Raw genomic sequence first — 12,772 nt, 5'->3', positions numbered from 1 at the left:
CTCACCTCACCGGCAGCGTCAGCAGCGGCTTCGCGCCCGGCACCTCGCCCACGATCGAGGCGAAGAGCGCGTTCAGAATGGTGAAGCTGACGCGGGAACTCAGGTCGTCGTCGCGGATGAAATACCAGGCGCCGTCGCGCTCGACCGCGAGCCACGCGTCGGCGGGCGCCGCCTCCGCCTGCCTGATGGTCAGCCAGTCGCGCGGGGGGGCCTTGCGCGCGCGCACCACGCCGGCGGCGAGGTCCCCCGCCGACACGTCGACATAGGCCGAGGCGAAGCGCAGGATCTCCATCACCGAGCGGTTGTTGACCACGATCTCCCGCAGGGGCGCGCCGCCGTCCAGCACCCGCGACAGGCGCCCGGACTCGGCCAGCAGCTGCTCGGTTCCCGAATTGGCGGTGTCGACGATCGCGAAGGAATGGCGCGTCGGGTCGAGGTCGAGCAGCTCGCGCAGGCGGCGCGTCCGCGGATCGCCGTCCGAGCCGCTGGCGAACTTCAGGAACAGGGGCTTCGACAGCTTCAGCGGCTCGAACGTGTTCGGGTCGTCCCGGGTCATGAACTGCATGCCCGAGGGCAGCGCCTCGGCCATCGCGCGGGTGTCGAGGCGCGACAGCGGGATCTTGCCGCCGCCCGAGGTGCTGTAGACCCCGTAGGACAGCTCGACCGCCCCGTCGCGCAGCAGCGCGTCGAGCAGGTCCAGCATCTCGAGGAAAGCGTCGTAGCTGGCGGGGACGTAGATCCCGTCCTCGACGTGGAACTCGAGATTGCGCAGCCGGTTGATCTTCTTGGCGCCGACCCGCAGGACGACCGCGGGGTCCAGCCCGGACTGCGTCAGCACCGTCAGCTGATCGGCCCCCATCGGGGCGTGCAGGCGCCCGAGCATCTCGCGCGAGTCCGGCAGCGCCCAGGTCACCGTCGGGGTCTCGGCATAGGAGACGCCGCCGCTGATGCCGAAGGTCGAGGGCGCCTGCTCGGGCAGGGTCGCCTGCGCGCCGGCGCTGCCGCCGGCCGCGAAGCTGGTGGTGATGCTGCCGATCTGCAGAAAATACGGCGTCTCGTCGTAGCGCAGGCGCACGATGTTGAGCAGGAGCTGCTCGTTCGTCGTCTCGCGCAGCATCTCGTTCAGGTCCCAGTGGCGGGCCTGGATCACCCCGGCCTGAACGCCGCAGCCGCCCAGAAGGACGAGCGCCAGCGCCGAGGCCGCCCGCCCGACGGACCTGCGCCGTCCGCCGGCTGGCGTGGCCCTGGCCGGAGCGACCGGCGTTCGGCGGACGCCTCCCGTCATTTCAGCCACCCGAGGATGAAATTGGGCACCACGGGGGTGATGTTGAAGCTGATCGTCCACTCCGGACCGAAGGCGCCGGGCTGCGCGACGTAGTAATCCGCCGCAAGCTCGAGCTTCACCGGCGTCCCCGCCAGAATGACCGTCTTCGACACGGTCAGGTTGAGCGGGACGGTCCAGTCCTCGGCCTTCCAGTCGTAGGTCATGGTCGGCTGAGTGCCGACGTTCCATCCATCGCCCGGCAGGAACTTCAGGAAGAACTGGACCTGGGACGCGCTGTAGTCGTAGCTGTCGCCGGCCACGGCCCATTGATGCTTTGGAAACACGCCGTAGACGCCCCAGTCTTCGAACCGGGCGAGCAGAGCTTCGGGGCCGAGGCGCAGTTGCTCGCCGCCGACCCGGTCGTCGGTCGCCGTCGGCAGCGTTCCCACCGCCCCGACCGCCCACAACAGGCCGCTTTTCTCGGTCACGCCGTAGCCGATGTCGAAGCCGATGTCGCCCAGCGCGTCGACCCCGCCGAAGCCGCCCTTTGCGACGTCGAAGACGGGCTGGTCGAGCAGGATCGGGAAGGCCGGACGGATGAAGAGGGTGGCGGCGCCGCCGTTCGCCCTCTCGCCCAGCGGAAACGGGAAGATCGGCTGGAAGAGGAGCGTGTAGTTCGCCTGGTCGTCCGCGCCCGGGAGATCGCCCGTGTATCCGGTGACCTGGTTCTTGAACGTCAGGCTCGCGAGCGCGTTGTTCGGGTTCGCAAGCTCGCGCGCCACCTGGTCGGAGGACGGCGCCCCCGCGGATTGCGCCATCGCCGACACCGGATCGAAACAGGCGAGCAAGGCGGCGAAGCTCGCGAGCGAAGTCCGCCGGAGCCGTGGCCTGCACGACAGCCGTCGCCTCGAACGACATCGCATTTGCGGCTCCCCCCTCGTGAGGACCCCTCGCCGCGGCCTTGCGCGGCGCCGAACGCGGAAGCGTGCATCGGGATCAGATCAGGACGCGCGCCCCGTCCGCATTGACGGGGGTCACCGACGGTCGACCGGGCGAGATCGCCGGCGCAGGCGCCGCATCGGAGCCTGGCCGCCGACGGACAGGCGTTCCTGGCCCGAGATGCGGCGGCCCGTCGCCGACGGACCTTCGCGGCGGATGGCTTCGACGGCGGCTGAGGGGCCGGCCGGGCGGGGCCAGGGATCCCTACGCCCTGCCGACGCGTCTCCGCCAGCACGGTCGAGGCGGATGACCGGCGTCAATGCACCGGGTTTTCGTGTGCGCCATCAGTTCCGAGAGGGTCGAGGAGCGACCGCCGCGATGCGCTGGATGGCGGTCGACGCCGCCGGCGCGATCGCGCGTCCGAGGCAGGTCGCCGCGTCGTCGACGACGAGGGAGAACAAGACCCGCGGACCGGAGGGAGGGTTTGTCGATGAGAACGCTCGCCATTTTCGCAGCCGCCGCCATGGCGGCCTCCGTCGCGGCGGCGCAGCCCGCGCCGTCGCCGGACCATCCGGACTGGGCCGCGGCGCTGCTGGCCAAGGGGACGCCGATCACCGTCTACACGGCCAGGAAGGTCTACACGATGGACCCCGGCCGGCCGGAGGCCGAGGCGGTCGCCGTGCTCGGCGGCAAGGTCCTGTCCACCGGAACGCTGGAGTCGATGAAGCCCTGGCTCGCCCGCTACGCCTACGCCGTCGACGACACGCTGAAGGACAAGATCGTGCTGCCCGGCTTCGTCGAGCCGCACACGCATTTCTACTCGTCCGCCAGCTTGATGGGGCTGAGCTACATCGGACCCATCCAGCTGCCGAACCCCAGGGGCGGCATGCACGACCCGGTCCCGACGCATGACGCGGTGCTCGCGAAGCTTCGCGAGATCGACGCGACGACCTCGGACCCGACCGAGCCGATCATCGCCTACGGCTTCGATCCCGCGCAGCAGGGCGGCACGCTCGACCGCGACGATCTCGACGCGATCAGCACGACGCGCCCGATCTGGGTGATCGCCTTCGCGCCGCACTTCGCCTACCTCAACTCCGCCGCCCTCGCGGCCACCGGGCTGAAGGACGACACCGACATCCACGGCGTCTACAAGGACGCGGACGGCAAGCTGACGGGCGTCTTCAACGAGAACCTGGCCATGCTGGCCGCGCTCAAGCCCGTGGGGGGGAAGATCGCCGCGCTCGGCGGCGTCGACGGCCTGAAGTTCATGGGCGACATCGCGACGAGCGTGGGGATCACCACCACCTCCGAGATGGTCTTCGGCGCCATCGGCTTCGACAGGGAGTGGGCCGACACCACCGAAGCGATGAAGGACCCGGACTTCGCGGTGCGCATGCGCTTCGTGCCGCTCGAGATGGTGCTGCACGAGAAGAACGGCGACGACGCGGTGGATGCGTGGCGCAAGCTCGCCGCGCAGGGCGACGACCGGCTGTTCGTGGACGGCATCAAGTTCTTCACCGACGGCTCCCTGCCGTTGATGTCCAGCATGGTGCAGTTCCCCGGCTACCTCGACGCCACGAACGGCAGCGTCAACAACATCCCCTGGGACCAGTTGGCCTCCCGCATGCGGCCCTGGTGGCAGGCGGGGGTGCAGATCCATTGCCACGCCAACGGGGACCTCGCGCTCGACGTCTGCCTCGGCGCGCTGGCGGAGCTGCAGGAGGCGAAGCCGCGCTTCGACCACCGCTTCACGGTGGAGCACTACAGCATCAGCACGCCCATGCAGGCGCGGCGCATGCACGCCCTGGGCGCGGTCGCCAGCGCCAACATCTACTTCACCAGCTACCGCAGCCAGCTGCACAGCGAGCATGCCTACGGCCCCGACCGCGCGGAGGCCTTCGCCCGGCTCGGCTCGCTGGAGCGCGAGGGGGTGATCTTCGGCCTGCACTCCGACTACCCGCAGGTGATCGTGCCCATGGACCCGCTGAAGGCGGTGTGGACCGCCGTCAACCGGCTTGCCGAGGACGGGACGACGGTGATGGCGCCGGGCGAGCGCATCGGGGTGGAGCGCGCGATGCGCGCGATCACCCTCGACGCCGCCTACATCCTCGGGATGGAGGACCAGGTCGGCAGCCTGGAGCCGGGCAAGCTCGCCGATTTCGCGGTTCTCGAGGACGACCCCTTCGCGGTCGATCCGATGAAGATCAAGGACATCGGCGTCTGGGGCACGGTCTTCGCAGGGGCGCTGCACCCGTCGGACCGGTGAGGGAACGGGGCCGGGCGGCCTCGGGCGAACGCGTCCGGACCGATGCGCGCGCAACGCCGAACACAGTCAGGGCAGAGGAGGTTCGCATGAAACGCTTCGCAAGAACGTCCGCGGTTTTCGCGATGATGTTCGCCGCTCCCGCCCTCGGGCAGGACACCGGGCCCGCGCCGGCCACCCTGATCGCCAACGTCCGCATCTTCGACGGGGTCGACGCGGCGTTGATCGAGAACGCCAGCGTTCTGGTGGAGGGCGCCCACATCGCGGCGGTCTCCACCGACGAGATCGAGGCCGAGGGCGCGACGATCATCGACGGCGGCGGGCGCGTCCTGATGCCCGGCATCATCGGGTGCCACGAGCACGTCATGATGCAGCTTCCCATCTCCACGCTCCTCAACTCGGACGAGCGCTACATCGCCGCCGTCGCCACCGCGACGGCCGAGACCTATCTGATGAGCGGCTGGACCTCGATCCGCGACGCGGCCGGCAACACCTTCGGGCTGAAGAAGGCCATCGACCAGGGCTTCGTCGTCGGCCCGCGGATCTATCCCTCCGGGCCGATGATCACCCAGACCTCCGGTCATTCGGACCACCGCACCTTCCAGAAGCCGCTGACGGCCGCGACGCACGGCGTGCCGACGACCGGACTGGAATATTTCGACCTGGCGCTGGCCGACGGCGTGCCGGAAGTGCTCAAGGCCGTGCGCGAGGCGATGCGCATGGGCGCCACGCAGATCAAGATCGCGGTCGGCGGCGGCACCGGCTCCTATGCCGATCCTCTCGACGTCGTCCAATACCGGGACGACGAGATCAGGGCCGCGGTCGACGCTGCGTCCGACTACAACACCTACGTCATGGCCCACGTCTACAACGACAAGGGCGCCCAGCGCGCCATGAATGCCGGCGTCCGTTCGATCGAGCACGGCAATCTCCTGAGCGAAGAGACCGTGCGGATGATGAAGGACAAGGATGTCTGGTGGTGTCCGCAGGTCATCACCTATACCGAAATTCCGAAGGGTTACACCGACGACCAGGCCGACAAGCACCGGCAGGCCTATGACGGCATCGACAGCGCGTTCAAGGCGGCCAAGACGATCGGCTACGAGAAGATCGGCTTCGGAACCGATATCATCACCGACCCCGCGTTGATCGCCCGGATGAACGATGAGTTCACGCTGCGCACGAACTGGTTCTCGAATCTGGAGATCCTGCGCCAGGCGACGTCGCGGAACGGCGAGATCCTCGGCCTGTCCCATCGCTACAGCCCGGGCAGGATCGGCGTGATCGAGGAAGGCGCGCTCGCGGATATCCTGCTGGTCGACGGGAACCCGCTCGAAGACCTCTCGATCCTGACCGATCCCGAGGCGAACCTCGATCTGATCATGAAGAACGGCGTGATCTACAAGAACGCCTTGACGCGGTAGGTGCGTCTCCCTCGTCTCGGAGGAACGTGTACGCATGGCGTTGAAGGTCGGGACCGCCGCGAACGTCTCCTCCCGAGTTCATGCGCCGTCGTGGGTTGCGCCCGAGCCCGGGCCGTCCCGGTCGCGGCAGGATGCGCCGTTCTCGACACCGCACATTCTGACGAGCAGCCCTTGGCGCGTCGGTCGCGGACGGCGGCGTCGGTCCGCATAGCCGGTCTTCGGGGCGATCGCCACGATCGCGACCCAGCGCGAGCTACGCTCCGCTTCGCTGTCCGGCGCCAGGCGAACCGCGCGATCGCGCGCTTCAGGGGAGACCTTGTTCGTCGTCCTGCTCATGGGGCTCCATCCTGCTCGGGCGGTGGAGCCTCCGGCAGACCCGGCGCGGTTCATCCTCGAGCCGAAGCTCGGGGAGGGACAAAGCCGCTTCTGGCGACGATCAGGCGACGGGACGACGCCCCCAGAGGTCCTTGCTGGATCCGCCGATCCGGTACCCGGCCGACTTCAGCAGCGAGAAGCACCAGCGCTTGTCGGCTGCGCTCAGATGCTTGTGCTCCAGCACGATCGCCATCGGGCGCCAGCGCTCCAGGTCGATCAGGCGCAGGATCTCGGCGTCGAAGCCCTCGGCGTCGATCAGCAGGAGGTCGAACGAGGTCAGGCCCGTCCGTCGGGCGAGCCCCTCGAAGGTGACGCAGGCCACCTGCTCCGAGACCAGGATCGCTTCGGGCGGCAGGTCGCGCAGCGCCGGCGTGGCGAGCTTGCGCCACTGGGCGAGCACCAGGTCGCGGTCAAAGGAGCCCAGGCGGCTGCCGAAATCGCCGCGGCGGCGATCGCCCCGGCGCTCCTCCGCCAGGTTCCACAGGGTCCGCTCCTCCTCCACCGGCCCCAGGGCGAGGTTCAGGCACTGCACGCCGCTCCGCCCCGCATGGGTGCGCAGCAGGGCCTCGAACGCCTCGCGCTGCGGCTCGAGGCAGAGGCCGGAGACTTTCTCCTCGGGGATGCGGCCGCGCTCCAGCACCGCGGTCAGGTCGTCGTTCGCGCGCCCGTCGTTGGCGCCGATCTGCACGAAGCGAAGCTCGCCGGTCGCGGCGAACACCGCCTCGATCAGCGCCTCCACGGAGGCGGGGGCGCCGTTGCCGATTTCGGCGAGCAGCGGCGGCATGCGTCTGAAGGCCTTGATGCGATTGACGAAGGACAGCATATCGACCTCAGAGTTTAAGCGGCGGCGGCCCCGGTTCGACAGGGCTCGGGGGCGCCGGCGCGCAGTCCGGCCCCGGCGCCGGCGCACAATGGGCGAACGTCCCCGCAAAAGGAAGAGGCGCACCATGCAGTCGAGATTGATGCCGCTCGTCGTCGCCGCGTCGCTCGTCGCCGGCCAGGCCTGGGCGCAGCCGGCGCCGATCGAGGGCACATGGCTCAGCGAGGACGGAAAGCTCGCCGTGGAAGTGGCGCCGTGCGGCGAGGCGCAGTGCGGCCGCATCGCCTGGATGGCGCCCAAGGCGGGACGGGACGAGCCGCGGCTCGACGACGAGAACCCCGATCCCGCGCTCCGGTCCCGGCCGCTGTGCGGCCTGCGGATCGTGGAGGGCCTGCAGCCGGACGGAAACGGCGGCTGGCGCGGCGGGCGGCTCTACTACCCCAAGCACGGGCGCAGCTACAGCATCGACCTCTCGCCGCTGCCCGACGGCGACATGCGGATGCGCGCCTATCTGGGATTGCCGGTGCTGGGGCGGACGGAGACCTGGTCGCGCGCGTCCGCGCCGCTTCCCGCCTGCGGCGAGCCGGCCGCCTGACGCGCCGCCAGGAGCCGGCGCACGAAGGCCAGGTCCTCGGGCTTGTCGACGTCGTGCGCGGCCTCCGGCTGGTCGAGGCGCGCGGCCGCGGCGCGGCAGCCCGCGGCGACGCCCAGCGCCGCCACCGCGCCGTCGAGGGCGAGGCGGCCGGCGAGATAGGCCGCCAGCGGGCGCAGCCCCAGGCGGCGGACCATCCGCCAGGGCCGCTTGCGGTCGGCCTCGAGCCGGGTCCACAGCTCGATGGCGCGCCGCGCCTCGGGCGTGCGGCAGGCGAAGATGTTGCAGCCGCTGAAGTCCCCGTCGCGGAAGCGGAGCCAGGTGCGGGCGGCCGGGCTGCCCGCCGCCTCGACCGCCGCGCGGGGCGAGAGCGCCGCGGCCACGTCCGCCTCCCCCACCTGCGCGAGCGCGTCGCGGATCATCGCCGGCGACAGCAGCGGATGATCCGCCGTCACGATCAGCAGCGGCGGGCCCAGCCGGTCGAAGGCCGCCAGCGCGCTCCGCGCAGGCGAGCCCTCCGCGGCGAGACGCTCGATCCCTTCGGCCGGGATCGGGGGCGCCTCCGGCTCGATCGAGACCGCGACGCGCCCGACCTCCGGCGCGGCGGCGAGCGCGTCGAGCACGTGGGCGAGCATCGGCCGCCCCGCGAGCGGCGCGAAGGCCTTGTGGGAGACCCCGGCCGCCCGGGCCACCGGGTCCGTCGCCCCGCGCGACCCGGCCAGGACCAGCGCCGACCAGGTCACAGCGGCTTCTCGTAGATGCGCCAGGTCTTGGTCAGCCGGCCGCCGAGCTGCTCGATCATGCGGCGGACCGGCAGATTGTTCTCCAGCAGCCAGCTCAGCTCGATCCGCTCCAGGCCGCTGGCCAGGGCGCGGGCCTCGAGCGCATAGATCAGCATCAGCGGGATCGCCTTGCCCAGCACGGTCCCCGAGATCTCGCGCCGCACGCCCATCAGCGGCACCCGGCCGGTGCGAAGGCCCGAGACCTTCAGCCGCCACAGCAGCTTCGCCCAGCCGAAGGGCAGCAGCCGCCCGTTCAGGTCGCGGATCGCCTCGTTGAGGTTGGGCAGCAGCACGATGAAGGCGACCGGCCGCCCGTCGATCTCGGCGATCTTGACCAGGTCGGCGTCGATCAGCGGCCGCATCTCCCGGGCCATCGCGTCGATCTCGGCCTCGGTGAGGGGGGTGAAGCCCCAGTTGTCGGCCCAGGCGTCGTTGAAGATGTCGGTGATGACCTCGATCTCCGCCGGGAAGCGCCGCATGTTCACCGAGCGGACAGCGACCTCCTGCGCCGTGCGCTCGGCGATGCGCCGCGGCCGGTCGGGAAGCCGGGCGGCGAGGTCGAGCTCGTAGGCCACCAGGTCGCGCGCGCGCGCATAGCCGCAGGCCTCCACCGCCGCGCCCAGCCAGCGGGGATCGTGCTCCATCAGCAGGTAGGGGGGCGTGTCGAAGCCGTCGACCAGCAGCCCGCAGCTCTGGTTGGCCGAGAGGTTGAACGGCCCGCGGACCAGCCCGGCCCCCAGGCCGCGCAGCCAGTCCTCGGCGGCCTCGAACAGCGACGGCAGGACCGAGGGATCCTCGGCCGAGATCATGCCGAAGGAGCCCACCCGCCGCCCCGCGTCCGGCGCCGCCAGGCGATCGAGCTGGGCGCTGATCCGGCCCACCGGCCGGCCGTCGCGCAGGGCCAGCCACAGGCGCACGTCGGCATGGCGGAAGAACGGGTTGCCGCGGGGCGACAGCAGCTGCCTGCGCTCCATGCGCAGGGGCTCGATCCAGTGCGGGTCCTGCGCGGCGACGCGGCCCGGCAGATCGATGAAAGCCGCGACGTCGGCGCGCGAGACCGCCTGCTTCACCGTCGTGCCGGTCCGGGTCGGGTCGTTCACCGCGGCCTCCTCATCCTTCATGCGTGACCACGCTCCATAGACCGAGGGCGGCGAAGGCCGCCAGCGGGGCGAAGGCGGCGACGGGGGCCGAGACGGCGCCGGTCTGGGACATCGCCGCGGCGAAACCGTCGATCGCAATGTAGAGGAAGCCGAGCGCCACCGCCGAGCCCGCCTTGCGCGCGCCGTCGCCGATCCTGCCATGGGCGAAGCCGGCGCGGGCGGCGAGCAGGATCAGGACGGCGGGAACCAGCCAGTCGGCGTAGCCGCGCATCAGCCGGGTGCGGTAATAGGCGTCGCCCCGCACCGCCTGCAGGTCCCCCGCCAGCACCGCCGCCGCCTCCGCCGAGGTCGACGCCTCTCCGCCGGCGAAGCGCAGGATCTCGGCCGGGCCCATCGCGGACGACCAGCGATAGGTGGGATGCGTCTCCAGGCGGCCGCCCAGGGGGCGCACCCGCGCCTCCGTCAGCAGCCAGCCGCCGGCCTCCCGCTGCGCCGAGGCGGCCGCGATCCGGCCCGCGATCCGCCCGTCGTCGTCGAGCAGGTGGAGCGTGACGCCCTCGGCCGAGCGGGCATCCGGCGCGATATGGGCGAAGCTGGCGACGACGCCAGGTCCGCGGACCCACAGGTCCTCGGTCTGCAGCTGCGTCTCCGAGGCCCTCGGGAACCGCTCCGCGAGGCGGGCCTCGGACTGCGAGCGCAGCCGGTCGCCCAGCAGACCGTTGGCCGCGCCCAGCACGAGCGCGAGCGGGACCAGCAACGCCAGCAGGCGCAGCGTGCCCGCGCCGGCCGCGCGCAGCGCGGTCAGCTCGCTGCGGGCGGCCAGCATCAGGAAGCCCAGCGCGGCGCCGATCAGGATCGCGGGCGGGGTCAGGGTGACGGCGAGCAGCGGCAGCCGCAGCAGCGCGTATTCGAGGAGCGCGCGGCTCCCCCCCTCCTCCGCCACCGGGGCGCCGTTCGCCGCGAGATCGAGCGTCAGCCCGAGCAGCAGCAGCGTCGCGCCCGCCCCCAGGATCCGCCGCAGGATCTGGCGCGAAAGGTACAGGCCCAGGGTCACGGGTTGTCGGGCCGCGGGGCCGGCCGCACCCGGTCGATGGCCCGCAGCACCAGCCGGAGCGAGGAGCGCGACCCCTGGCTCTGGGTCGACATGTAAAGCCAGCCGGACAACAGCAGAAAGCCCCCCGTGACGCTCCAGACCGCGAGCGCCGGGTCCATGCGGCCGAGCGTGCCGAGCGTTTCCGCGAACAGCAGCAGATGGTGGAACCCGGTCAGGATCGCGACGGCGATGGCGATGCGCGGCCAGGTCGGGGAGCGCTTTCGCGACACGCCCAGCGGCACCGACAGCAGCGCCACGGCGATCATCGAGACCGACCGGGCGATCCGGGCATGGAACTCCGTGGCGTAGCGGGCTTCGGGTGGCAATCCGTCCTCTCCCGTCATGCGCACGGACAATTCCGACAGGGTCAGCTCCCGTTCGCTGCCGCCCCGCGGGCGGAACGGGCTCTGCGCCAGGTCGAACTCGTGCTCGAGGCGCAGGCGCGTGAAATCGAGGCGCGCCCCCCCCGCCAGCATGGTGGTGCCGTCAAAAAGGATCAGGCCCACCACCCCCTGCGCCGGCCGCGGATCCACCACGGCGTGGGCGGCGGTGGTCGCGGTCTCCTGGCCGTCGCGCCGCTCGACGACGAAGACGCGGCTGAGCACGAGGCCGGTCGGATCGGCGTCCTCGGCCGAGATGATCAGGTCGTCGCCGACGTGCAGGAACACGTTCTGCTCGATCGGCCCCACCCAGCCCCCCTCGCTCAGCGCGTGGGCGAGGGTGCGGTAGGCGTAGCGGCTGTAGGGCTGCACATAGCCGAACAGGATCAGGCTGAGCATCGCCAGCAGCCCGCCGCACAGCACGAACACCGCCCCGATCCGGCGCACCGACCAGCCCGCCGCCTCGAGCACGTCGGCCTCGTTGTTCTGGCACAGCGAGGCGAGGACCCCCAGCGTGCCGATGGCGAAGGCCAGCGGCAGCGCCAGGCCCAGGTAGTGCGGCAGCAGGCTGGCCAGCATCCCCAGCAGCGGCGCGACGCCCACGCCGGCGCCCGCGACCAGGTCGAACAGCCGCAGCAGCCGCTCGATCAGCAGGGCGCCCATGGCGATCAGCAGCGCCTGCGCCATGCGCGGCAGCATCAGCCGCAGGAGATGCCGATCCGCGACGCCCCCGAGCATCAGGCGGCGTCCCGGGTCCCGGCCGGCGCCGGCAGCGCGAAGACCAGCGCAGGCCCGTCCTGCACCGTCCCGTCGCGGCCGATCCGGCGTTCGTGCATCGCGACCCGCACCGCCCCCCGCTCGCCCGAGACCCGGAACAGCCGCCAGGCGCCGGGACCGCGCGGATCATCGGCCGGGGCGCTGCCCGAGGGCGCGCCGAGGACGGGGATGCGCCCGTGCGGCGCGTCGATCCACGACAGCAGCGCGCGATGCGCGTGGCCGTGAAGCACCAGCGCCGCGCCCCCCTCGGCCAGCACGGCGCGCAGCGCGGCCGCGTCCGTCAGGCTCTTGCGGCGGGACAGAAGCTCGGTCGGCGGATGGTGGACCAGCACCACCGCGGGCGCGCCCCCGGCCCTCGCCGCGTCCAGGCGCCGGCGCAGCGCGGCGAGCTGTTCGCTCCCGATCCGCCCCGTGGCGAGGAAGGGCGGCGTGGCGACCGCGCTCGACAGCCCGATCACCGCGACCCCGCCGACGCGGCGCAGCCAGGGAAAGCCGGGGCCGTCGTCGCCCCCGGTCATTTCGCCCCAGGCGGCGCGCATCGGGCCGTCCCAGCCGCGCGCCAGCGCCTCGTGGTTGCCCGGGATCGTGGCCACGCGCCCGGCCGGGCCGAGCCGCGCGAGCCAGGGGCGCGCCGCCTCGAACTCGGCCGGAAGCGAGAGATGGACGAGATCGCCGGTCACCGCGACCAGGTCCGGCGCCTGCGCCGCGAGGTCGTCGATCAGCGCCTCGGCCACGCGCATGTCGTGGCGCCGCCGCACCCCCGTGGCCCGCCCGAGCTGCGACAGCCCCCTCTTGCCGAGGGACTGGCGCAGCGTCGGCGTCCCGAGAAGCAGGTGCAGGTCGCTGATCTGGGCAAGACGGAGGGAAAGCGTCAGGGTGGGGGACCTTCGAGCCGGCCATGGACATTCGCAGCCGAACCATAGAGGCATGACGGCGGCGGCGGCAATGCACGGGAAAGGG

12 protein-coding genes are annotated in these 12,772 nt (G+C 71.7%); 3 read left to right on the top strand and 9 right to left on the bottom strand.

Annotation, left to right across the window (positions count from 1 at the left end):
• Position 1: 1 nt before the first annotated feature.
• Both BM064_RS01305 and BM064_RS01300 read right to left on the bottom strand, forming a co-directional pair.
• Entirely contained in the window at positions 2 to 1,150 is a 1,149-nt protein-coding gene (locus tag BM064_RS01305) for a hypothetical protein (RefSeq protein ID WP_092857053.1), read from the bottom strand.
• A 131-nt stretch (positions 1,151 to 1,281) separates the two neighbouring features.
• Positions 1,282 to 2,112, bottom strand: a complete 831-nt coding sequence (locus BM064_RS01300; RefSeq protein WP_092857051.1) for a hypothetical protein — start codon at positions 2,110 to 2,112, stop codon at positions 1,282 to 1,284.
• 581 nt (positions 2,113 to 2,693) lie between these two features.
• On the opposite strand from BM064_RS01300, the gene BM064_RS01295 reads away from it, so the two are divergent.
• Together BM064_RS01295 and BM064_RS01290 are read left to right on the top strand one after the other, a co-directional pair.
• Positions 2,694 to 4,472 carry an amidohydrolase gene (locus BM064_RS01295; protein ID WP_218160913.1) on the top strand — a complete coding sequence of 593 codons (1,779 nt, stop codon included), beginning with the start codon at positions 2,694 to 2,696 and terminating at the stop codon, positions 4,470 to 4,472.
• Between the two features lie 86 nt (positions 4,473 to 4,558).
• Complete coding sequence (locus BM064_RS01290; protein WP_218160912.1) at positions 4,559 to 5,893, top strand: metal-dependent hydrolase family protein; 1,335 nt, start codon at positions 4,559 to 4,561, stop codon at positions 5,891 to 5,893.
• Positions 5,894 to 5,971: 78 nt separating this feature from the next.
• On the opposite strand, the gene BM064_RS28470 is transcribed toward BM064_RS01290, so the two are convergent.
• Positions 5,972 to 6,229 carry a hypothetical protein gene (locus BM064_RS28470; protein ID WP_143103231.1) on the bottom strand — a complete coding sequence of 86 codons (258 nt, stop codon included), beginning with the start codon at positions 6,227 to 6,229 and terminating at the stop codon, positions 5,972 to 5,974.
• 100 nt (positions 6,230 to 6,329) lie between these two features.
• Complete coding sequence (locus BM064_RS01285) at positions 6,330 to 7,091, bottom strand: FkbM family methyltransferase (protein ID WP_177236108.1); 762 nt, start codon at positions 7,089 to 7,091, stop codon at positions 6,330 to 6,332.
• Between the two features lie 124 nt (positions 7,092 to 7,215).
• On the opposite strand from BM064_RS01285, the gene BM064_RS27310 reads away from it, so the two are divergent.
• Positions 7,216 to 7,683: a DUF2147 domain-containing protein gene (locus BM064_RS27310; RefSeq protein ID WP_177236107.1), complete on the top strand. Its 468-nt coding sequence runs from the start codon at positions 7,216 to 7,218 to the stop codon at positions 7,681 to 7,683.
• On the opposite strand, the gene BM064_RS01275 is transcribed toward BM064_RS27310, so the two are convergent.
• From BM064_RS01275 to BM064_RS01255, 5 genes are read right to left on the bottom strand one after another with little or no spacing between them, the layout of a single operon-like run.
• Positions 7,596 to 8,423 (bottom strand): NTP transferase domain-containing protein, encoded by an 828-nt coding sequence (locus tag BM064_RS01275; RefSeq protein ID WP_218160911.1) that lies wholly within the window; start codon positions 8,421 to 8,423, stop codon positions 7,596 to 7,598. The two genes, BM064_RS27310 and BM064_RS01275, sit on opposite strands and share 88 nt — an antisense overlap.
• Positions 8,420 to 9,583 (bottom strand): N-acetyltransferase, encoded by a 1,164-nt coding sequence (locus tag BM064_RS01270; protein WP_218160910.1) that lies wholly within the window; start codon positions 9,581 to 9,583, stop codon positions 8,420 to 8,422. The genes BM064_RS01275 and BM064_RS01270 overlap by 4 nt, the downstream gene beginning before the upstream one ends.
• Positions 9,573 to 10,616, bottom strand: coding sequence for an LptF/LptG family permease (locus BM064_RS01265; RefSeq protein ID WP_177236106.1), 1,044 nt, complete (start codon positions 10,614 to 10,616; stop codon positions 9,573 to 9,575). Before BM064_RS01265 ends, BM064_RS01270 begins: the two co-directional genes overlap by 11 nt.
• Entirely contained in the window at positions 10,613 to 11,773 is a 1,161-nt protein-coding gene (locus BM064_RS01260) for an LptF/LptG family permease (protein WP_092857045.1), read from the bottom strand. The genes BM064_RS01265 and BM064_RS01260 overlap by 4 nt, the downstream gene beginning before the upstream one ends.
• Complete coding sequence (locus BM064_RS01255) at positions 11,773 to 12,741, bottom strand: metallophosphoesterase family protein (RefSeq protein ID WP_092857043.1); 969 nt, start codon at positions 12,739 to 12,741, stop codon at positions 11,773 to 11,775. Before BM064_RS01255 ends, BM064_RS01260 begins: the two co-directional genes overlap by 1 nt.
• Positions 12,742 to 12,772 lie beyond the last annotated feature (31 nt).

Origin of the sequence: Albimonas pacifica (genome assembly GCF_900113695.1) — a bacterium.
Lineage (GTDB): Bacteria > Pseudomonadota > Alphaproteobacteria > Rhodobacterales > Rhodobacteraceae > Albimonas > Albimonas pacifica.
This window is presented reverse-complemented; position numbering and strand designations above follow the sequence as displayed.